At 64.5% G+C, this 19,702-nt stretch carries 19 protein-coding genes and 1 tRNA gene; 6 read left to right on the top strand and 14 right to left on the bottom strand.

Annotated elements, in window-relative coordinates:
• Window positions 1–44 precede the first annotated feature (44 nt).
• Window positions 45–121: transfer RNA gene (locus tag BW975_RS09555), tRNA-Pro, on the top strand.
• Between the two features lie 108 nt (window positions 122–229).
• Window positions 230–1,306, top strand: coding sequence for a 2'-deoxycytidine 5'-triphosphate deaminase (locus BW975_RS09550; protein ID WP_076532971.1), 1,077 nt, complete (start codon window positions 230–232; stop codon window positions 1,304–1,306).
• 33 nt (window positions 1,307–1,339) lie between these two features.
• Here BW975_RS09550 and BW975_RS09545 read toward each other — a convergent pair whose 3' ends face one another.
• From BW975_RS09545 to BW975_RS09510, 8 genes are all read right to left on the bottom strand, one after another.
• Window positions 1,340–1,540: a hypothetical protein gene (locus BW975_RS09545; RefSeq protein ID WP_076532969.1), complete on the bottom strand. Its 201-nt coding sequence runs from the start codon at window positions 1,538–1,540 to the stop codon at window positions 1,340–1,342.
• Between the two features lie 70 nt (window positions 1,541–1,610).
• Complete coding sequence (scpB, locus tag BW975_RS09540) at window positions 1,611–2,285, bottom strand: SMC-Scp complex subunit ScpB (RefSeq protein ID WP_170846569.1); 675 nt, start codon at window positions 2,283–2,285, stop codon at window positions 1,611–1,613.
• Window positions 2,269–3,063, bottom strand: a complete 795-nt coding sequence (locus BW975_RS09535; RefSeq protein ID WP_076533607.1) for a segregation and condensation protein A — start codon at window positions 3,061–3,063, stop codon at window positions 2,269–2,271. Before BW975_RS09535 ends, scpB begins: the two co-directional genes overlap by 17 nt.
• Entirely contained in the window at window positions 3,053–4,063 is a 1,011-nt protein-coding gene (gene nagZ, locus BW975_RS09530) for a beta-N-acetylhexosaminidase (RefSeq protein ID WP_076532968.1), read from the bottom strand. The genes BW975_RS09535 and nagZ overlap by 11 nt, the downstream gene beginning before the upstream one ends.
• Before the next feature lie 24 nt (window positions 4,064–4,087).
• Window positions 4,088–5,131 carry an SPOR domain-containing protein gene (locus tag BW975_RS09525; protein WP_083687032.1) on the bottom strand — a complete coding sequence of 348 codons (1,044 nt, stop codon included), beginning with the start codon at window positions 5,129–5,131 and terminating at the stop codon, window positions 4,088–4,090.
• Window positions 5,132–5,214: 83 nt separating this feature from the next.
• Complete coding sequence (gene argS / locus BW975_RS09520; RefSeq protein ID WP_076532966.1) at window positions 5,215–6,960, bottom strand: arginine--tRNA ligase; 1,746 nt, start codon at window positions 6,958–6,960, stop codon at window positions 5,215–5,217.
• A gap of 49 nt (window positions 6,961–7,009) precedes the next feature.
• Entirely contained in the window at window positions 7,010–8,923 is a 1,914-nt protein-coding gene (locus tag BW975_RS09515; RefSeq protein WP_076532965.1) for a cation:proton antiporter, read from the bottom strand.
• On the bottom strand, window positions 8,913–10,133 hold the full coding sequence (locus BW975_RS09510; RefSeq protein ID WP_083687031.1) for a deoxyguanosinetriphosphate triphosphohydrolase: 1,221 nt from the start codon (window positions 10,131–10,133) through the stop codon (window positions 8,913–8,915). Before BW975_RS09510 ends, BW975_RS09515 begins: the two co-directional genes overlap by 11 nt.
• A gap of 106 nt (window positions 10,134–10,239) precedes the next feature.
• Between BW975_RS09510 and BW975_RS09505 the strand changes: the two genes are divergently transcribed.
• Complete coding sequence (locus tag BW975_RS09505) at window positions 10,240–10,563, top strand: HesB/IscA family protein (RefSeq protein ID WP_076532963.1); 324 nt, start codon at window positions 10,240–10,242, stop codon at window positions 10,561–10,563.
• A 35-nt stretch (window positions 10,564–10,598) separates the two neighbouring features.
• On the opposite strand, the gene BW975_RS09500 is transcribed toward BW975_RS09505, so the two are convergent.
• Genes BW975_RS09500 through BW975_RS09490 form a run of 3 tightly spaced genes read right to left on the bottom strand, consistent with a single transcriptional unit; the run spans window position 10,599 to window position 13,235 of the window.
• Window positions 10,599–11,507: a DMT family transporter gene (locus BW975_RS09500; protein ID WP_076532962.1), complete on the bottom strand. Its 909-nt coding sequence runs from the start codon at window positions 11,505–11,507 to the stop codon at window positions 10,599–10,601.
• Window positions 11,504–12,589, bottom strand: a complete 1,086-nt coding sequence (locus BW975_RS09495) for a DUF6902 family protein (RefSeq protein ID WP_076532960.1) — start codon at window positions 12,587–12,589, stop codon at window positions 11,504–11,506. Before BW975_RS09495 ends, BW975_RS09500 begins: the two co-directional genes overlap by 4 nt.
• Before the next feature lie 58 nt (window positions 12,590–12,647).
• Entirely contained in the window at window positions 12,648–13,235 is a 588-nt protein-coding gene (locus BW975_RS09490) for a DUF6749 family protein (RefSeq protein WP_139194198.1), read from the bottom strand.
• Between the two features lie 395 nt (window positions 13,236–13,630).
• Between BW975_RS09490 and xth the strand changes: the two genes are divergently transcribed.
• From xth to eno, 3 genes are all read left to right on the top strand, one after another.
• On the top strand, window positions 13,631–14,410 hold the full coding sequence (gene xth / locus BW975_RS09485; protein WP_076532958.1) for an exodeoxyribonuclease III: 780 nt from the start codon (window positions 13,631–13,633) through the stop codon (window positions 14,408–14,410).
• A 23-nt stretch (window positions 14,411–14,433) separates the two neighbouring features.
• Window positions 14,434–15,330: a DMT family transporter gene (locus BW975_RS09480; protein ID WP_076532956.1), complete on the top strand. Its 897-nt coding sequence runs from the start codon at window positions 14,434–14,436 to the stop codon at window positions 15,328–15,330.
• 80 nt (window positions 15,331–15,410) lie between these two features.
• Window positions 15,411–16,688, top strand: coding sequence for a phosphopyruvate hydratase (gene eno / locus BW975_RS09475; protein WP_076533601.1), 1,278 nt, complete (start codon window positions 15,411–15,413; stop codon window positions 16,686–16,688).
• Window positions 16,689–16,759: 71 nt separating this feature from the next.
• Here eno and BW975_RS09470 read toward each other — a convergent pair whose 3' ends face one another.
• From BW975_RS09470 to zwf, 3 genes are all read right to left on the bottom strand, one after another.
• Entirely contained in the window at window positions 16,760–17,035 is a 276-nt protein-coding gene (locus tag BW975_RS09470) for a glycine zipper 2TM domain-containing protein (RefSeq protein WP_076532955.1), read from the bottom strand.
• 400 nt (window positions 17,036–17,435) lie between these two features.
• A complete protein-coding gene (gene pgl / locus BW975_RS09465) occupies window positions 17,436–18,107 on the bottom strand; it encodes a 6-phosphogluconolactonase (RefSeq protein ID WP_076532953.1) in 672 nt (223 codons plus the stop codon).
• Window positions 18,104–19,573 carry a glucose-6-phosphate dehydrogenase gene (gene zwf / locus BW975_RS09460; RefSeq protein WP_076532951.1) on the bottom strand — a complete coding sequence of 490 codons (1,470 nt, stop codon included), beginning with the start codon at window positions 19,571–19,573 and terminating at the stop codon, window positions 18,104–18,106. Before zwf ends, pgl begins: the two co-directional genes overlap by 4 nt.
• Window positions 19,574–19,702: the final 129 nt, after the last annotated feature.

Genomic DNA, 19,702 nt, shown 5'->3' with positions numbered 1-19,702 from the left:
ACCCCTTGTCGTCGCCGCGAAAACAAGTATGAAAGCGCCAGTGTCGGGCTATAGCGCAGCCTGGTAGCGCGTCCGTCTGGGGGACGGAAGGTCGCAGGTTCGAGTCCTGCTAGCCCGACCATTTCCACCCCGCGACACCTGTCATACGCTCTGCCGGAACCGCCTTTCAATCAATTGCAAAGCCCCTCCAACGCGGGTAAACCGTTGAAAGTTTGATAGGGGCGCAGCGATGACCGGGGTTCTCTCCAGCCAGCAACTCGAACGGCTGATCGCCCAAGGCGCCATCACAGCCGACCCGCCTGTGCGCCCCGAGCAGATCCAACCCGCCAGCATCGACTTGCGCCTTGGTACCGTCGCCTACCGGGTACGTGCGTCCTTTCTTGCGGGCGCCGGGCGCCGCGTGTCGGACCGGCTGGCCGAGTTCGAGATGCACCGCATTGACCTCAGCGCAGGCGCTGTGCTGGAAAAGGGCTGTGTGTACGTGGTGCCCCTGATGGAGGCACTGGACCTGCCGGAGGGTATCCAGGCCACCGCAAACGCCAAATCTTCGACCGGGCGGCTGGATCTGCTGACGCGCGCCATCACCGATGGCGGCGCTGAGTTTGACCGCGTGCCGCCGGGCTATACGGGACCGCTTTATGCCGAAATCTGTCCCCGCTCGTTTTCAGTCCTCGTGCGCCCCGGCATGCGCCTGAACCAGATCCGGTTCAGCGGCGGCGCCGCCGCGCTCACCGATGCCGAATTGGCAGCGCTTCATGCCTCTGACACGCTGGTCGACAATGCGCCCGTGATCGATGACGGTCTTGGCTTCTCGGTCGATCTTTGCCCCAGCAGTGGCACCCTTGTCGGTTACCGGGCCAAACCTCATACAGGCGTGATCGATCTGGACAATATCGGCCATTACGATCCTGCCGAGTTCTGGGAAGAGGTCCATACGGAGCGCGGGCAGATCATTCTCGATCCCGGCGCCTTCTACATCCTTGTCAGCCGCGAAGCCGTTCATATCCCGCCCGGATACGCCGCAGAGATGGCCCCGTATCTGGCCATGGTGGGCGAGTTCCGCGTGCATTACGCGGGCTTCTTCGATCCGGGTTTCGGCCATGGTGCGGCGGGAGGCACCGGCTCTCGCGGCGTGCTGGAGGTCCGCTGCCACGAGGCCCCCTTCGTGCTGGAGCACGGGCAGATCGTCGGACGCCTGATATACGAGCGTATGAGCGAAGAGCCCGCTACGCTCTATGGCGCCGGGCTCAGCTCGAATTATCAGGGTCAGGGGCTGAAACTATCGAAACATTTCAAATCGGTGTAAGCCGACCTTGATGTATTGGATGAGATCGGCCTCTTACATGCGCCCCATGCGGCGCGCGATTTTCATCGTGCTGCGCGCGCGTTTTTGAGTCTCGCCCGAAGAAGGTGCCGCACCCGGCTCTTTGCCCTTGGACATACGCTTGCCCACGGCGCCGATGCCAGCATCCACGCCGGACCGCATGAGACGGCGCATGATCATGCGCATCGCCATGTTAATCATCTGATTGGCGTTCATTGCGCCCTCCTGCTTTATATCCTCTGTTCAATATCTAGCATCTAAACAAGGAATTTTCAGGGCCTTTCTGTCATTCTTCGAAAAGTTCACTCTGATCGCCCTCTTCCAAGGGCAATTCGTCCTCGTCGTCTTCTGATTTCGCACCCGGCATCGACATCGGCGGCAGACGGCTGTCGAGAAGACCAGCGGCGCGCAATTCCTTGAGACCGGGCAGGTCACGAGGCGTTTCCAGCCCGAAATGCGCTAGAAACGTGTCTGTCACAACAAAAGTGACTGGCCGCCCCGGCGTCATGCGGCGGCGGCCAAAGCGGATCCACTCCAACTCCAGCAGCTGATCGACGGTGCCGCGGCTGACCGCGACGCCGCGGATCTCTTCGATCTCGGCGCGGGTGACGGGTTGGTGGTAAGCGATGATCGCCAGCGTCTCGATCGCGGCGCGGCTCAGCTTGCGGGTCTCGGTCGTCTCGCGCTCCATCAAAAAGCCGAGATCCGGCGCCGTGCGCATGACATAGCCGTCGCCCACGCGGCAAAGCTGCACGCCGCGCCCCTCGTAGCGGCGGCGCAGATGGACCAGCGCCTCGGCGGCGTCGCAGCCATGGGGCATCCGGGCCTCAAGCTCGCGCACAGTCACTGGGTCGGGCGCGGCGAAGAGGATCGCCTCGATCATCCGCTCCTGCTCGGCCATGGGGGGCGCCGCGAACAGGCTTTCTTCTTTGATATCGGTATCCTCAGCCACGCTGTCCATCCCGTTTGCGAAGTTCGATAGGCCCAAAGACATCGCCTTGCCGCAGTTCGATCCGGCCCTCCTTGGCCAATTCCAGCGAGGCGGCGAAGGTCGAGGCCATGGCCGAGCGGCGCCGCGCCGGATCGGTGCCGAAACCGTCGGGCAGGTAGGTCGAAATATCGGTCCAATCCCCGCCAAAGCCGATCAGCCCGCGCATCCGCTCGAGCGCCTGATCAAGCGAGAAGATCGCGTCGCGGTCCATGGCATATGGGCGAAACTCGTCCCGCGTACGGGTGCGCGCATAGCCCTGCATGAGGTCCAGGAGCGTCGCGGTATAGGTGACGCGCCGCGTGCGCGTGACCTCTTCGGGGCGGCCCCGGGCAAAGAAATCGCGCCCCAGCTGTCCGCGTGCCATCAGCCGGGCGGCCACATCACGCATCGCCTGTAGCCGCTCCAGCTGAAACGCCAGATGCGCGGCCAGATCCTCGCCCGAGGGGCCTTCCTCCTCGGGGTCGGGCGGCAGCAGCAGGCGTGATTTCAGAAAGGCGAGCCAAGCGGCCATGACGAGGTAATCCGCGGCCAGCTCCAGCCGAAGCTGGCGGGCCTTCTCGACGAATTCGAGGTATTGGCGGGCCAGTTGCAGAACCGAAATCTTGCGCAGGTCCACCTTCTGTGTGCGGCTGAGCGTCAAAAGCAGGTCAAGCGGCCCTTCAAAGCCGTCTACATCGACGATCAGCGCCTCTGCGGCCTGCCGCTCGGCCACGCTTTCGCGCGGTTCGTCCCAACTCTCATCCGCCATATGCATCGCCGCCGCTCATGGCGGACAGCTTTGCCTCCAGCGCAGAAATGTCAACCTCCGTGGGCATACGGCGCGCGGCCAGCGCTGCCTCGGCGCGGGCCTGACCCGCCGCATCCAGCCGCCCGGCCGCGTCGGCCACGGCGCGGCGATCTTCGAGCGAGGCGTTGCACAGCAGCGCGATATCGCAGCCCGCATCGAGCGAGGCGCGCGTGATATCCGTCAAACTGCCGCTGAGCGCCTTCATCGAAATGTCATCCGTCATGATCAGACCGCCAAAGCCGATCTCTTCGCGGATGAGGCGCATCATGCGGGGCGAGATCGTGGCGGGCAGCGCGTCGATGGCGGCGTAGACCAGATGCGCGGTCATGCCCATCGGCAGATCGCTGAGCGCCTTGAAAGGGGCAAAATCACAGGCGGTCAGCGCGGCCAGATCGGCCTCGACCACCGGCAGATCAAGGTGACTGTCGGCCTGCGCGCGGCCATGGCCGGGGATATGCTTGAGCACGGGCAGAACGCCGCCGTCCAAAAGGCTGTCCGCCACGGCACGGCCCAGCTCTGCCACGCGGGCTGGGTCGGTGCCATAGCAGCGATCCCGCAGGAAATCGTGGGTCTGGGCGCCCGCCACATCGACCAGCGGCGCGCAGTTGCTGTCGATGCCGAGCGCGCGCAACTCGTGTGCGATGAGGCGGTAGCGCAGGTACATGACCTCGCGCGCGTGCTCGCTCGCCGCCTTGACCTGCGCAAGCGGCGCGGGCCAGCTGCGCCATGTCGGCGCGCGCAAACGCTGCACGCGCCCGCCCTCCTGGTCGATGGTGATGGGCGCCTCGCGTCCGACCGCCTCGCGCATCTCGGCGCAAAGGGCGCGGACCTGATCGGCGCTTTCGATATTGCGGCCGAAAAGGATGAAGCCGAACGGGTCCGCATCGGCAAAGAAACGCTTTTCTTCGGCGCTCAGCCGCGTGCCGGTGGCATCCAGAATGGTGGCGCCGAAATGGGTCATGCCGAAGCTCCGTTCAGGTGAAGATCAGCGCGTAACCACTGGAATGCATTCGGCCTTTTCCGCCACGAGAGCAGAGCAGAACCGGCGCGCGTCGGCCAGATCCTCGAACCCCAGCGCGCGCAGGCGATAAAAAGTACGGCCGCCGCTGGTGGCGCGCTGAATGACGCGGTCCTTGCCGGAGAGGTATTCCTCGAAACGCGAGGTCAGCTTGGACCATTCCTCGCGGGCGATATCCTCGCTGGAGAAGGCGCCAAGCTGCGCGAGCCGTGTGCCGACGGCGATGCTGTCCGGGTCGACGTCGCGCCCACCGCTCGCCGGGGCTGCTGCCGCGACCTGGCGAATGTTGCTCAGGTCCGCCGGGCGGGCCTTGGGGCGCAGGGAGGCGGCGATGCCATTTGTGGGTTCGTCTGCCGCCTCGACCACATCGGCCACGGCCGCGTCAATGGCCTCGTTCATCTGCGTCGGCGCATCCGCAAGGGGGGTCATCGGCGTTACGCCATCGCTGAGCGCTTCGGCGAGCGCCAGCATGGCGCCCGTGCCGTCATTATCGGAGGGCGCTGCCGCCTCTGCGCCTTCGGGGGCAGCTTCGGTAGCGGTCTCTGCGACAACCTCCGGGGCAGCCTCTGATGCGGGCGTGGGTGCCGCCTCGGTGCGCCGCGCGGGGGCCGGCGCATCATCCTCTGACAGATCAAGCGGCGCAGGCGCGAGGATCAGCTGATCGGGCGCCCGGCCCGCCGTGCCGACCGCGGCGACCGCGTTCACCGAAAGGCCTTGGTTCTGCGCCTGGCGCCCGCCCGGATCCTCGGGCTGCACGCGCATCGGGCCGGTGGCGGCGCGGATCACCGGCACGCCGCTGACATCCCGCGCGAGCAGCTGATACCCCCAGACACCAAGCCCGATCACCAGCCCAACCGAGACCAGCGACCCAAGCGCATAGGTCGCCCGGCCCAGACTTCCCTGGGCGGATGTTTCGTCCCATCGGGGGGCGGTTTGCGCGTTGTGATACGCGCCCGCGCCTTCGTGGCCAGAATGGGCGCGCGGGGCCTCGGGTGCATGAAAATCTGCCATGGTCCGCCTCTTGTCCGTCAGCGGGCAGCGTGGCCAGCCGAGGGTATGAATTCTGCCTCATCGCCCCCGGCCATGTGCGGTTTTTACCGCATCTCTTCCGCCGGAGTGACGCCCAAGATACCCAAACCTGCGGAAATGACAACGCTTGCGGCCCGCACCAGTGCGATTTTCGACTGAGACGTTGCAGGATCACCCTCCTGGACAAAGCGCAGCTCGGGCAGTTCGTGCCCACGGTTGTAAAGCGTGTGCAAATCCGAGGCGAGATCGTAAAGGTAGAAGGCCACGCGGTGCGGCTCGCCGGTGCGGCCGGCAATCTCTACCAAACGCGGCCACTCGGCGATCTTGCGCGCCAGATCCAGCTCGGCCTCGTGGGCGATCAGGCTCAGATCTGCGCCCTTGAGGGCGGCATCGGACGTGTCGATGCCCGCGCCTTCGGCCTTGCGCAGTGCCGAGCGGACGCGCGCATGGGCGTATTGCACGTAGAAAACCGGGTTTTCCTTGGCCTGCTCCAGCACCTTGTCGAAATCGAAATCGAGCGGCGCATCATTCTTGCGCGTCAGCATGACGAAGCGGGTCACGTCCGCGCCAACCAGATCGACCACGTCGCGCAGGGTGACAAACGTCCCTGCCCGCTTGGACATCTTGAAGGGCTCGCCGTTCTTGTAGAGCTTGACCAGCTGCGTCAGCTTGATGTCGAGCGGCACCTTGCCGTCGCTGAGCGCCGAAACGGCGGCCTTCATGCGCTTGACATAGCCGCCATGGTCGGCGCCAAAGACGTCGATCAGCATGTCGAAGCCGCGCGTAACCTTGTCATAGTGGTAGGCAATATCGGGCGCGAAATAGGTCCAGCCGCCATCGGATTTCTTGACGGGGCGGTCCACGTCATCGCCATGCGCGGTCGAGCGGAAAAGCGTCTGCTCGCGCGGCTCCCAATCCTCGGGCATCTTGCCTTTGGGTGGCTCCAGCACGCCCTCGTAGATCAGCCCCTTCTCGTCGAGCGAGGCAATGGCCTTTTCGATGAGGCCGGTGCCGTAGAACGACTTCTCCGATGAGAATTTGTCCATTTCGACGCCCAGCGATTTCAAATCGGCGCGGATGAGGTCCATCATCGCTTCGGTCGCAAATTCGCGCAGCTCTGCCAGCCAGACCTCTTCGGGCTGATCGACCCACGCGTCGCCGACCTTGGCCTTCAGCGCCTCACCGGTCTCGATCAGGTAATCGCCGGGATAGGTACCATCGGGGAAATCAACCGCGCGGCCATGCGCTTCGAGGTAGCGCAGGTAGACGGACCGCGCCAACGTGTCGACCTGCCCGCCGCCATCGTTGATGTAGTATTCGCGCGTGACGTCATAACCGCAGAAGTCCAAGAGGCTCGCCAACGCATCGCCAAAGACCGCGCCCCGCGTGTGGCCCACATGCAAGGGGCCGGTCGGGTTGGCGCTGACATATTCGACGTTCACGCGTTGCCCCTGCCCCATCGTCGAGCGGCCAAAATCGGTGCCCGCCTCCAGAACGCCGCGCAGAATGCCGCGCCAGCAATCCGGCGCGAGACGCAGGTTGATGAAACCCGGACCAGCCACCTCGGCGCTATCGATGCGGGCATCTTTGCCAAGCTCGGCCACCAGCGCCTCGGCGATGTCGCGCGGCTTGAGGCCCGCGGGTTTGGCAAGCACCATCGCGGCATTGGTCGACATGTCACCGTGGAGCGGGTCGCGCGGTGGCTCGACCGTGACATTTGACGTGTCGACGCCCGCGGGCAGAGTGCCCGCAGTTTCAAGCGCGCTCAGCGCGTCCAGTACGGCGGCGCGGATATCGGTAAAGAGGTTCATCGCTTCATTCCTTGAATTCAGCCCCGTCTTAGCACCGATGGCAGGGGCGTCAATCGTCGCGCTTTGCGTCCTTGGTGTCTTGGCTGTCCTGGTGGTCCGACACTTCGGCTGCGGCCGCCTCCGCATCCCCTTCGCCATTGCGCTCGGCGGCCTCGACCGTGCGGTCGCGGGCGGGCGACAGTGCCAGAATGCGCATGCCCGGCCCGGCCTTGATCTCGGCGTCTGCGGCGAGGATGCGCAGGGCGCGGCCCGGCGTCACCTCGGCCAGCGGGATCGATTCGGGATTGTCCTCGCGCCATGCCTCGAGGCCGTATTCCTCGGTCAGGTTGGTCGCGCGGATTTCCCAGCCCTTCTGCATGTATCGGGCCAACTCGAGATATCGCAGTCCCCCGGCAATGCTGCGTCCGCCCAAGGTGGCCGGCAACGCATGGCGCGTCTGCTCCTGCTTGGCGCGTTTAAGCTGATAGACATGCTCGCGCCCAAATTCGGGCGCGAGGTCAGTCGCCACCAGCGTGTTGTAGGCATCATTGTCCGACGTGGCGATGATGCGGCCAAAGCTGATGAACTCTACGCCGTGCTCGGCCCCGTCCGACAGGATATCGCCCAGATAGACCGGCAAGCCCTGCTCGCGCGCCGTGCGCAGGCGGGCACGGTTGGCATCCGCGATCAGCACGGGAATATCCTCTTCCCTGAGCGCCTGCGCGAACGCGGCCGAGAATTGCGAGCCACCGACAAAAATGACGCCGGGCACCTGCGCCCCCGCAAGACCCAGCGCGCGGCCCAAAGGCTGCAAGGTAAAGCCATGCAGCACCACCGTCGCCGCGACCAGCGCAAAAGCTAGGGGGGTGAGGATCTCGGCATCCTGGATCCCCGCGCTGACGAGACGCTCGGAGAAAAGACCGGCGACGGCCACAAGGACCACGCCGCGCGGTCCGGTGAGGGCCACCAGAACGCGCTCCCGCAGGGGCACATTGCTGAAGGCAAGCGAGGCCATCACCGTAACCGGACGCACCACGAGGATCACGACAATGACAAAGATGACAGAGGGCCAACTCAAAAGGCTGAGACGCTCGATATTCATCGAGGCGGCGAGCAGGATAAAGACGCCCGAGACCAGAAGGACCGTGGCATGTTCCTTGAACCGGCGCAGCTCGGTATAGCTCGGAAGGCCGGAATTGGCGATGTAGAAGCCCATGATGGTCACAGCCAAAAGGCCGCTTTCATGCAAGAGGCTGTCCGATAAAGCAAAGACCAGCAATAGCGACGCAAAGAGCACCGGCACCTTCATGAATTCCGGCACACGCCCCCGGCGAAACCCTTCGGAGAGCGCCCAGCCCGCCGCGATGCCCATGACTGTCGCCGATACGATACCCACACCCATATCCCAGACAGCCGCACCGAATGTCTCGCTGGCATACATGACCAGCACGACTTCGAACGCCAAAACCGCGGCCAGCGCGCCGATGGGGTCGTTGACGATCGCCTCCCATTGCAAAAGCTGCGCGGGCCGCTTGCTGAGGCGCGCGGTGCGCAAAAGCGGCGCGATCACCGTCGGGCCGGTGACGATCATGATGCCACCAAAGACCGCGGCACTGGGCCAGCTGAGACCAGCGACGTAATGCAGGGCCGCCGCCGATCCGGCCCAGCCGACCGGCGCACCGATCAAAACCAATCGCCTTACCCCGACTGCGGATTCGCGCAAGGAATGCAGGTTCAGCGTCATGCCGCCCTCAAAGAGGATGATGGCAACAGCGATGGAAATCATCGGCTGCATCAGATTGCCGATGTCGCGCTCGGGGTCGAAGACGCCAAGGCCCGGCCCGATGGCAAGACCCGCAAGCAGCATGAGGACGATGGCAGGCAGGCGCAGCTTCCACGCCAGCCATTGCGAGCCGACGCCGATGGCACCGACAAGGGCGAAGGCCATGACCGGGCTCATCGCCCCCGCGCTTTCAACTGCCATGCGTCGTCTCTCCTTGTTCCGCGCCGGTATGTGCACCGGCGACCTCGTTCGGCCACGATCCGGCGCCACCCGGCCCGCCCAGATGCAAGGCGTGCTGCGCCAATGCATATCGGTCGGTCATCCCGGCAATATAATCGCTGACCAGCCGGGCCAGCGCGGTCTTGTTCTCAGCTTCCGCCACATCCTCTTGCCAGCGACGCGGCAAGTGTTCGGGATGCTTCATATAGAATGGGAACAACCCGTCGACCACATTGGTTGCCTGCGCTCTTTGCACCATCACCATCGGCGCACGGTACATTCGCTGAAAGAGAAACTTGCGCACACCTTGCAGATCTCGCCACAGCGCATCCGAAAAGCGGATGACCGGGCGGCCCAGATGGCGCACCGCATCGCTGCTGGCAGGGGCCGCCTCGGCAATCACCGCGCGCGATGTGTCGATCACATCGCCGACCATGACGCCAAAGACGCGGCGCAGCGCCTCGTGCCGCCGCCGGTAGGGATCGAGGCCGGGGTAGAGCCGGTCCACCTCGGCATAACATGCATCCACGATGGGAAGCTGCGCGACCTCGTCCTCGGTAAAGAGGCCGGCGCGCAGACCATCGTGCAGGTCGTGGTTATTATAGGCGATATCATCGGCCAGCGCGGCCACCTGCGCCTCGGCGCTGGCATGAGTGTGCAGCTCCAGATCGTGGCGCGCATCGTATTCGGCCAACGCATAGGGCAGATCGCCGGTCACCGGGCCATTATGCTTCGCCAGCCCTTCCAGCGTCTCCCATGTCAGGTTGAGGCCGTCGAACTCGGCATAGTGCCGCTCCATCTGGGTCACGATGCGGATCGCCTGCGCGTTATGGTCAAAGCCGCCATAGGGCGCCATCTGCGCATGAAGCGCGTCCTCGCCCGTGTGGCCGAAGGGCGTGTGGCCCAGATCATGCGCCAGTGCGACAGCCTCGGTCAGCTCGGCATTAAGGCCAAGGGCGCCCGCGATCGTGCGCGCCACCTGCGCCACCTCGATGCTGTGCGACAGGCGCGTGCGGAAATAATCACCCTCATGCGCGACAAAGACCTGCGTCTTGTGCTTGAGCCGCCGGAAGGCGCTGGAATGGATGATCCTGTCCCGGTCGCGCTGAAAACACGAGCGGAACGCGCTTTCCTCCTCAAGGGCGAGACGCCCGCGCGAGGCGGCGGGATCTGCGGCAATGCGGGACGTCAATGTAAGCGGCCTCCTTGCCGGGTGATCCTGCGCCCCATATATTGCAATCAGCCGGGCAGTAAAACTGCCCAAAATTCGCTGCACCCCAAGAGGTTGGAGGCCGTCCATGAACCTGCCCCCCAAAGTCACCCCCCGCGCCTTCGAGCGCCTGAGCGAGATCGGCGCTGGCGATCAGGGCCAGGCCCTGCGCGTCGCGGTCGAGGGCGGCGGATGCTCGGGCTTTCAGTACGAGATCAAGCTGGACGCGCCCGCCGAGGATGATCTGGTGTTGGAAGGCCTCGGTCAGAAGGTCGTGGTCGATTCCGTTTCGCTGCCGTTTCTGACGGGCGCGGTCATCGACTTCTCCGAGGAATTGATCGGCGCGCGCTTCGTCATCGACAATCCCAACGCCAGCAGCAGCTGCGGCTGCGGCACGTCTTTTTCAATGTAAGTCAATGCGGTGCGCGGCGAGGCTCGCGCATCACATTACTCGGCCGGCACCACCTTGCGCGCCGCGCCATTCGGGAATGCCTGATCATAGATCAGCCACGCGCCCGCTGTGATCACAAGCGCGGCCCCAAGGTAGAGCGCCGTGCCCGGCACCTCGCCAAAGACCGCCGCGCCAATCGCCACCATCCACAGGAATTGCAGGTTCATCAGCGGTGTGATCACATAGGCGGGCAGCGCCTTGAGCGCGCCGACCAGCACCCAACGTGCGGCGAAAAGCAGCCCGGCATACAGCACGGCCCAGCCCAGATCACCCAGCCCCATCGGCGCCCAGACGAAGGGCAGCGCCAACGCACTGACGCCCGCCAGCGCAAGATTGGGCCAAAACACCTGCGCCAGAAGGTTGCCGTCGCGCAGGCCGATATAGCGCGACGCCATCATGGACACCGTCCCCAGCAGAACCGCGGCCAAGGCCACCGCATGGCCAAGCTGAAACGTGCCGAGGCCGCGCGGCGCCAGGCACAATAGCCCGATCATCCCAAGGCAGACGGCCCCCCAGGCCTGCGGGCGGACCGCCTCGCCCAAGACCGGCCCCGACAACAGCGCCGTGATGAGTGGGATCATCGCGATGAAGAGGAACACCTCGGCAAAAGGCAGAAGGCGGAACGCGTAGAAAAACGCCCCCGCCCCCAAAACCGTCGCGGTGCTGCGGATCGCCATGGCGCGCGGGCAGCGGGTGGCGACGCCGCGTGGATTGGGCCCCGCGCGATTGACCAGCACGGCCAGGAGCGCGACGATCCCGCCCGACAGCGCGAAAAGCTGCGGCGCCGCATAGCTGGCGGCGAACATCTTGGTGATGGCATCGGCGCTAGAGATGAGCGCGGTATATATGACGGTCAGACCCACGCCGACCGCGATGGTGGCGCCCGCGGCGCGCGCAGCGATCATTGCGCAGCCCTCATCGCGGCGCGGCCCCGCAGGCCGACCCGCGCAAAGCCCTCGAAGAAGGCGCCGAACTGGTCCGTCGCCGCCTCAGCGGCCACCAGTGCTGCCGCCGTCTCGTCCGAGACCTGGGACGTCACATCGCCGCGCATCTCCTCCCAATCGCCCGAGCGGCCGCGCCCCATGGCATAGATGCAATGCGACAGCTCGCGCAGCGGCGCCGAGGCGGGCCGCGTGCGGGCGAATGTCACACGTCCCTCGGGCACGTGATCGCCGAAACCGCCCTGCCCCGACCGGCTCATGAACCAGTTCAGCATCAGGTATTCGTGGTAATCGTCCTGCAATGCGCCGCCGTCGTCGAGCGTGAAGCTGCGGATCTGCTGAGTCAGCCAGATCTCCCAGACCTCCGGCACGCCAAGGCCGGCAAAGCGCATGGCGAGGCAGATCTCGGCCAGAAGGTCGGCGTTGAAATCAAGAAAGGCGAGCGTGCCGGCGAACATCAGGCTCTGCGCGGCTGCGGCATCCAGTTGCGGATCCTTACGGCCATATTCCGACAGGTAGAAAACGATATGGGTCAACTCGTATGCCGCTTTCTTGTTGGGCATCGCGAAGGTCTGCGCACGGCCCGCGAAACTGCGCAGGCGCGCATCGAGACCCGCATCCTGCGGCAGCGCCTCGATCTCGCGACGTGCGCAAAGCCGCCGCGCTTCGGCGCGTTGCAGGTCCGACAGCTCGGCATCCGCCAGCCCCTCCTGGGCGACCCATTCGGCCAGCGCGGCGCCCTTGCCGCCCACCATGCCCAGATCCTCCAGATCGAGGCAGAGCGAGAGAAGAAAGCGATAATACTGCGGAAAGAACTCCATCCGGTCTTCGATATCGTCGTAGAAGCTTTCGAACGGCGCCAGCGCACCGGGCGCGATCTCGGCACCTGTGCATTCGAGGATGTTGAGAATCTCGGCATTTTCTTTGAGCCAGAAAACATCCTCTTGCGTGCGGCGCGTCAGCGCGAAGGTCTTGAGCAAGGCCGCTTGGCGCGCGGCCTTGCTGTGCTGCCGGAACGGGACGTCGAGGCGGACGATGGTGGTCATGTTGTGATCTCCATTTTGTCGTGTGGTCCGGGCGCGGCGCCCCGTTTCGGGTGCTGGCTTACATGCTCGAGGTGAACATCTCGACCGCGTCACCCTCGCGTGCGACGCGTGCGGGCGCCATGGACGAGGTGAAGGCACCGGTTGCTTCGCCTGCGGCGACGGGCGCCATCGACGATGTGAACATCTGGACGTTGTCACCGGCTGCGGCCTCTGCCGTGACCGACGGGCTCATGGACGAGGTGAACATCTCGGTGGCGTCGCCAGACGTGGCGTCGGCGCGGGCGCTGGGCGCCATGGACGAGGTGAACATCTGGACGTTGTCGCCTGCGGCTGCATCCGCCGTCACGCTCGGTGCCATCGAGGATGTGAACATCTCGACATTGTCGCCGGTCGCGGCGTCGCTGCGCAGGCTGGGCGCCATCGAAGACGTGAACATCTGAACCGCGTCACCGGCAGCGGCGTCGGCGGTCAAGGCGGGTGCCATGGAGGACGTGAACATCTCGAGGCCTTCGCCAAGACCGGCGTCGGCAGTGGCGGCAGGCGCCATGGACGAGGTGAACATCTCGGTGGCGGCGCCGTCGAGCATGCTGGGCGTGCGGGTGTTCAGAGCGGCGAAGGTGGTTTCAACTTTGCGTTGTGCTGTCATTTTCATAATCCCCAGATTGAAGTTGCAGACCCCCAAAGGCTTGCAGCTTGGCCCCGACCTGCCAAGGAAAATTTCAACCTAAAGGCGAGTTACGACTTAGCGACGCCCTAAACAATCTCGGCTAACGCACAAAGACTCTTGGGAGAATCCGAATACGCAAAAAACTTATCCACAGGGGATTTTTCGGGCGATTTTTGCGGCTTTGGCAGGCCTGTTTCGCAGCTTTTTGCAGGAGTCAATATGCAACCTGAACGTGTTTTCGGCTTTTTGTCAGCACCCTACGCGCCGCTCGGGCACCGGCGATTCGCCCGTGTCCTGCCGCGCCTCCCTTGCCCCCGGCGCGCTGCTGCGCGATAGGTGGGGCACGCATCCCCAAGCCCCGCGAGGACCGGCCCATGAAAGTCGCCACATTCAACATCAACGGCATCAAGGCCCGTATCAACGCCCTGCCCGACTGGCTGGATGAGGCGGAGTGCGACGTGGTTCTCTTGCAAGAGATCAAATCGGTCGACGAGGCCTTCCCGCGCGAGATCTTCGAGGATCGCGGCTATACCGTCGAAACACACGGGCAAAAGGGCTTTAACGGGGTCGCGATCCTCTCCAAATTGCCGCTGGAGGATGTCACCCGCGGCCTGCCCGGCGATGACAGCGACGAGCAGGCGCGCTGGATCGAGGCGACAGTCATGGGCGATACGGCCATTCGCGTCTGCGGCCTTTACCTGCCCAATGGCAACCCGGCGCCGGGGCCGAAATACGACTACAAGCTGGCCTGGATGGAGCGGATGCAGGCGCGCGCAACCGAGCTGCTGGCCCTCGAAGAGCCGTTTCTCATGGCGGGCGATTACAACGTCATCCCGCAGGACCAGGATGCGAAGCGTCCCGAAGCGTGGCAAGACGATGCGCTGGCCCGCCCCGAGACGCGGGCCGCCTTTCGCCGCCTGATGAACCTCGGCTTTACCGAGGCATTCCGCGCGCGCACCCAAGGCCCCGGTCACTACAGTTTCTGGGATTATCAGGCGGGCGCGTGGAACCGCGATGACGGGATTCGCATCGACCATTTCCTGCTTAGCCCCGCCTGCGCCGATCTGCTGGAGGACTGCCAGATCGACCGCGAGATCCGCGCCCGCGAAAAGCCGTCGGACCACGTGCCTGTCTGGGTGCGCCTGCGCGCCTGACCCCGTCCCCGAAAGGACATTGAATGGACAATCTGCGCGGCAGCCTCCTGATGGTGGTGGCGATGGCGGGCTTTGCCGCCGAGGATCTTTTCGTCAAGCTTCTGTCGCGCGATCTGCCCGTGGGCCAGATGCTGATGATGCTGGGAGCAGGCGGCTGCGCGGTCTTTGCGATCGCGGCGCGTGCTCAGGGCGCGCGCCTGATCAGCCCGGTGCTGCTGACCCGGTCCGTCATGCTGCGCAATCTGGGTGAGATCATCGCAGCGGTGACCTACGTCACGGCGCTCGCCATGGCGGACCTTTCGACAGTATCGGCCATCTTGCAGGCGACGCCACTGGCGGTGACGCTGGGCGCCGCGCTTTTTATGGGGGCGCAGGTGGGTTGGCGGCGCTGGTCGGCCATTCTGGTCGGCTTTGGCGGGGTTTTGATGATTGTGCGTCCGGGATTCGACGCGTTCGACATCTCGTCACTCTTTGCCGTTGTGTCGGTGATCGGCCTCGCGATCCGCGATCTGGCGACGCGCGCCATACCAGCCAGCGTGTCGTCGATGCAGCTCAGCTGCTATGCCTTCGGAACCATGGTGCCGACGGGCGCGCTCCTACTGGCCTTCAGCGGCGGCGCCGCGATGCCGGATGCGACGGCTTGGGCCTATCTGCTCGGCGCGCTCATCTTCGGGGTGCTGGGCTATTACTTCATCGTGGGTGCCATGCGCATCGGCGAAATTGCTGCTGTCACGCCCTTTCGCTACGCGCGCCTGCTTTTCGCGCTGATCCTGGGCATGTCCCTTTTGGGCGAGCGCCCAGACCTTTGGACCCTGCTGGGCGCTGCGATCATCATCGCGTCGGGCCTCTACACCCTCATTCGCGAGCAGCGCATTGCGCGCCGCGCGTATCGGCAGGCCAAACCCAAAGGGCCCCTCTAGCGCTACCACAATTCCCTTTGCCGCGCGCCTTTGTTAAGGGCGGCATCAAAGCCAATTTCATTGATCAGGACACCCGCCATATGAGCAGCATCATCGACATTCACGCCCGCGAAATCCTCGACAGCCGGGGCAATCCCACCATTGAAGTGGACGTCACGCTGGAAGACGGCACGATGGGCCGCGCCGCCGTGCCCTCGGGCGCCTCCACAGGCGCGCATGAGGCGGTAGAGCGCCGCGATGGCGACGCAGCCCGCTACATGGGCAAGGGCGTGCTGGAGGCCGTCGAGGCCGTCAATGGCGAGATCGCCGATGCGCTGGACGGCTTCGACGCGACCGAACAGGTGGCCATCGACATGGCGATGATCGAAATGGACGGCACAGACAACAAGTCGCGCCTCGGGGCCAACGCTATTCTCGGCGTCAGCCTCGCCGTGGCCAAGGCAGCGGCGGATTACACCGGCCAGCCGCTTTACCGCTATGTCGGCGGCACCTCGGCCCATGTCCTGCCCGTGCCGATGATGAACATCATCAACGGCGGCGAGCATGCGGACAACCCGATCGACATTCAGGAATTCATGATCATGCCGGTTGCCGCGGACAACATCCGCGAAGCGGTGCGCATGGGCGCCGAGGTGTTTCATACGCTCAAAAAAGAGCTGTCAGCCGCCGGCCTGTCCACAGGCATCGGTGACGAGGGCGGCTTTGCCCCGAATATTGCCAGTGCGCGCGAGGCGCTCGATTTCATCCTGAAGAGCATTGAGAAGGCTGGTTACAAGCCCGGCGAGGATATCTACCTCGCCGTCGATTGCGCCGCGACGGAATACTTCCGAGGCGGCAAGTACGAAATGACCGGCGAGGGCAAATCTCTGACCAGCCAGGAAAATGCCGACTACCTCGCGGCCCTCGTGGCCGACTACCCGATCATCTCGATCGAGGACGGCATGGCCGAGGATGATTGGGACGGCTGGAAGGCGCTGACCGATACGCTGGGCGGCAAGGTGCAGCTGGTAGGTGATGACCTCTTCGTGACCAATCCCGAGCGTCTGGCGGACGGCATCGCGCGCGGCTGCGCAAATTCGATGCTGGTCAAGGTGAACCAGATCGGCACCCTGACCGAGACGCTCCGCGCCGTCGATATGGCGCATCGCGCGGGCTATACCAACGTCATGTCCCATCGCTCGGGCGAGACCGAGGATGCGACCATTGCCGATCTCGCCGTCGCCACGAATTGCGGTCAGATCAAAACGGGGTCACTGGCGCGCTCGGACCGGTTGGCGAAATACAATCAGTTGATCCGCATCGAGGAGCTGCTGGGCGAGACGGCTGTTTACGCAGGCCGCTCCATACTGCGCGGCTGAACGCAAAGGCTCAGGCATAAAAAAAGGCGCGGCAGACCTGCCGCGCCTTTTGTGTTCGTTCGTTATGCCTCTTACGGGCAAGGCGCCTCGTAGTAGGTGCCATCGCCGCGCGAGTAAGCGCAAACACGCTGGTTCTGGTTCTGCGCCACAACGGTACCCGCTGCCGCGCCGCCAAGTGCCGAGATCAGGCGCCAATCATCGTCAGCCCCCAGCGCTTCGGCGGTCAACAGACCGGCAGCCGCGCCGCCCGCCACACCGGCGACGGTGCGCTGGTTTTCCGTCAGGTTGTTGCAGGCGCCAAGGCCCAGCAATGCAATACCGGCAAGGCCGTAGATCCACGTTTTCATGACAAACTCCCTTTGGTGTCAAAATTCAACGCGCTGACATGCGCGGAAAAACCGCACGTGAAAGCGTCGGGGAGATAACCTCATGCGCGGCAGCGAAGTTCCAGCCCTCCCGTTGAAAAACCTCAAGACAGCAAAAAAACGCCGAGACTGTGAAACTTCTGGCGAAAAGCTGCGTGACTGTTGGTGATCCGGCGGCCTTGTCCCCTTTTCTCCCCAGTATTCGGGGCATGAGCGCGGTCGGGTCACGTCGCGCCTGATCGCGGCGACTGTGCGTGCCGGTCACTCACCCCCGAGGGGCTGGCGTGCCAGAGGGCGGATCACCCATGTGATGAGTGATAAAGTTAACAGATTGGTTTCCGGGCTGATCCGTCCTCACCCGCAAGGGCGCGCGCACAAACGCTCAAGGTGCCCAATGGACGGTGGCGTCGTCCAGCAGGGCGGCGATGGGTGCCTCCGCGGCATCCAAGTTACGCGCCCGCTCCAGCGCCTCGCGCTTTTCGGAGCCAATGATGACCACATGCAGATGCATCGCGCTGCGCAGCACATGCGCCGCCAGCGTGATGCGCGGCTCGGGCTCGCCCTCGATCCGCACGGGCAAAAGCGCGGGCGCGTCGTGCGCAAGCGCCGCCTCTATCCCCGGCATGCGCGGGAAGATCGAGGCCGTGTGCATATCACCCCCCATCCCCACCAGCGCCACATCAATGGGCAGATGTGGTGCCAGATCGGCGGCAAGACCCGGCGCCGCCGCTTCGGGCGAAATGCCCTCGACATAGAGGGGCATCAAGGCCGCCGTCGCCGCGCGCTCGCACAGAAGGCGCTTGGCGATCTGCCCCGCGTTCGAGCGCAGATGCGCCTGCGGGCGCCACCGCTCGTCCGAGGGCATGACGTCTATACGGTCCCATTCGACGCGCGCGCCGCAGAGCGTGTCAAAGATCGGGCCCGGCGTCGTGCCGCCGGGCACCACCAAAAGGGCGCGATCGCGCTGACGCAGGGCTGCGCTCAGCTGTGCCGCGATGACGTCGGCAAGGCCCATCGCCATGAATTCGGTATCGGGATAGTCGATCAAGTTCATGTGCGTATCTCCCGCCAGCGGCGCCCGTCGCGGTGAATGAGGGCCAGCGCGTCATCCGGCCCCGAACTGCCGGTGGCATAGGCGCAAGGCGCGGTTCCGGCGCTCTCCCATGCCTCGATAATGGGGTCGGTCCATTCCCAGGCCGCCTCCACCTCGTCCCCGCGCATGAAGAGGGTTTGATCGCCGCGGATCACGTCCATGATCAGCCGCTCGTAGGCGTCAGGTACATCCTCCGCTTCCGGCCCCAGCGCCTCAGAGAAGGTCATGTCCAGCGGCACATCGACAAGACGCATACCTCCCGGGCCCGGCTCCTTGATGGTCACGCCCAGTTCGATACCCTCGTTGGGCTGCAGGCGGATCGTCAGGATATTGCGGTGTTGGCCTGCATCGGCACCAAAGATGGAATGGGGCGCATCCTTGAATACGATGGCGATTTCGCTTGCCCGCGCGCGCAGCCGCTTGCCGGTGCGCAAGTAGAAAGGCGTACCGGCCCATCGCCAATTTCCGATCCGCGCCTTGAGCGCGACGAAGCTCTCCGTTGTGCTCTCGGGGTTGCCGACCTCCTCGAGATAACCGGGCTGACTTCCGGCACCCTTGCCGGCGGCCTCGTATTGGCCGCGCACGATATCGCCGGGCTGTCCGGGGTCCAGAGCGCGGATCACCTTCAGCTTTTCGTCGCGCACGGCGTCGGGGTCGTATTTCGCGGGCGGCTCCATCGCGGTCAGACAGAGTAGCTGCATGAGGTGGTTTTGCATCATGTCCCGCATCGCGCCGGATTTGTCGTAATACTCACCCCGGCTGCCGACCCCGCCCGCCTCGGCGACGGTAATCTGAATGTGATCCACGTACTGACTGTTCCAAAGCGGCTCGAAGAGCGTATTGCCAAAGCGGATGGCCATGAGATTTTGGACCGTCTCCTTGCCCAAATAATGGTCGATCCGGTATATCTGCGTCTCGTCGAAATGCCGCGCCAACGCGGCATTCAGGCTGCGCGCCGACGCCAGATCGCGCCCGAAGGGCTTCTCGACAACGACGCGCGTGCCGGGTGCGGCCAGCCCATGTGCCTCGATCCGGGCGGCCAGATCCCCAAAAAGGCCCGGCCCGACCGAGAAGTAAAAGGCACGGATGCGCGCGCTGCCCTCCAGCGCGGCGGCCAACGTGGCCCAGCCCGCATCCCCGCGCGCATCGAGCGTGATGTAGCTCAGAAGGGTCAAGAATGCGTCCAGATGTTCGGCATCGCAGGCGGCATACGCGCCGAATTCGGTAATCGCCTCGCGGGCGAAGCTGCGATACTCGGCATCGCTCATCTCGGCGCGGGCCGCGCCGATCACCCGTGCCTCACCCTCCATCTGCCCGGCGCAATAGCGCCGAAACAGCGCTGGCAGGATCTTGCGGCGGGCCAGATCGCCGGTGCCGCCGAAGATGATCAGATCGAATGGCTGTACGGGAATGACGCGCGATACCATCTTTGGCCTCCTCTTGGACGCGCACCTTAGCACCTTGGCGCCTGTTCACAACTCTGTCAGACAGCGCCGCGTGGCTTTCACGCCGGACGACATCACGATACGCGTGGAAGCCATGAAATATCCGAAAGG

The sequence above is a fragment of the Roseovarius nanhaiticus genome (genome assembly GCF_900156535.1).
Taxonomy (GTDB): domain Bacteria; phylum Pseudomonadota; class Alphaproteobacteria; order Rhodobacterales; family Rhodobacteraceae; genus Roseovarius; species Roseovarius nanhaiticus.
This window is presented reverse-complemented; position numbering and strand designations above follow the sequence as displayed.

What these genes read in the sequence shown, in the direction of transcription:
- BW975_RS09515 (WP_076532965.1), bottom strand. Translation starts at nt 8,923, where the DNA reads ATGGCAGTTGAAAGCGCGGGGGCGATGAGCCCGGTCATGGCCTTCGCC.
- BW975_RS09495 (WP_076532960.1), bottom strand. Translation starts at nt 12,589, where the DNA reads ATGACCACCATCGTCCGCCTCGACGTCCCGTTCCGGCAGCACAGCAAG.
- nagZ (WP_076532968.1), bottom strand. Translation starts at nt 4,063, where the DNA reads ATGACCCATTTCGGCGCCACCATTCTGGATGCCACCGGCACGCGGCTG.
- BW975_RS09500 (WP_076532962.1), bottom strand. Translation starts at nt 11,507, where the DNA reads ATGATCGCTGCGCGCGCCGCGGGCGCCACCATCGCGGTCGGCGTGGGT.
- xth (WP_076532958.1), top strand. Translation starts at nt 13,631, where the DNA reads ATGAAAGTCGCCACATTCAACATCAACGGCATCAAGGCCCGTATCAAC.
- BW975_RS09525 (WP_083687032.1), bottom strand. Translation starts at nt 5,131, where the DNA reads ATGGCAGATTTTCATGCACCCGAGGCCCCGCGCGCCCATTCTGGCCAC.
- zwf (WP_076532951.1), bottom strand. Translation starts at nt 19,573, where the DNA reads ATGGTATCGCGCGTCATTCCCGTACAGCCATTCGATCTGATCATCTTC.
- BW975_RS09480 (WP_076532956.1), top strand. Translation starts at nt 14,434, where the DNA reads ATGGACAATCTGCGCGGCAGCCTCCTGATGGTGGTGGCGATGGCGGGC.
- pgl (WP_076532953.1), bottom strand. Translation starts at nt 18,107, where the DNA reads ATGAACTTGATCGACTATCCCGATACCGAATTCATGGCGATGGGCCTT.
- eno (WP_076533601.1), top strand. Translation starts at nt 15,411, where the DNA reads ATGAGCAGCATCATCGACATTCACGCCCGCGAAATCCTCGACAGCCGG.
- BW975_RS09545 (WP_076532969.1), bottom strand. Translation starts at nt 1,540, where the DNA reads ATGAACGCCAATCAGATGATTAACATGGCGATGCGCATGATCATGCGC.
- BW975_RS09470 (WP_076532955.1), bottom strand. Translation starts at nt 17,035, where the DNA reads ATGAAAACGTGGATCTACGGCCTTGCCGGTATTGCATTGCTGGGCCTT.
- BW975_RS09535 (WP_076533607.1), bottom strand. Translation starts at nt 3,063, where the DNA reads ATGGCGGATGAGAGTTGGGACGAACCGCGCGAAAGCGTGGCCGAGCGG.
- argS (WP_076532966.1), bottom strand. Translation starts at nt 6,960, where the DNA reads ATGAACCTCTTTACCGATATCCGCGCCGCCGTACTGGACGCGCTGAGC.
- scpB (WP_170846569.1), bottom strand. Translation starts at nt 2,285, where the DNA reads ATGGACAGCGTGGCTGAGGATACCGATATCAAAGAAGAAAGCCTGTTC.
- BW975_RS09550 (WP_076532971.1), top strand. Translation starts at nt 230, where the DNA reads ATGACCGGGGTTCTCTCCAGCCAGCAACTCGAACGGCTGATCGCCCAA.
- BW975_RS09490 (WP_139194198.1), bottom strand. Translation starts at nt 13,235, where the DNA reads ATGACAGCACAACGCAAAGTTGAAACCACCTTCGCCGCTCTGAACACC.
- BW975_RS09505 (WP_076532963.1), top strand. Translation starts at nt 10,240, where the DNA reads ATGAACCTGCCCCCCAAAGTCACCCCCCGCGCCTTCGAGCGCCTGAGC.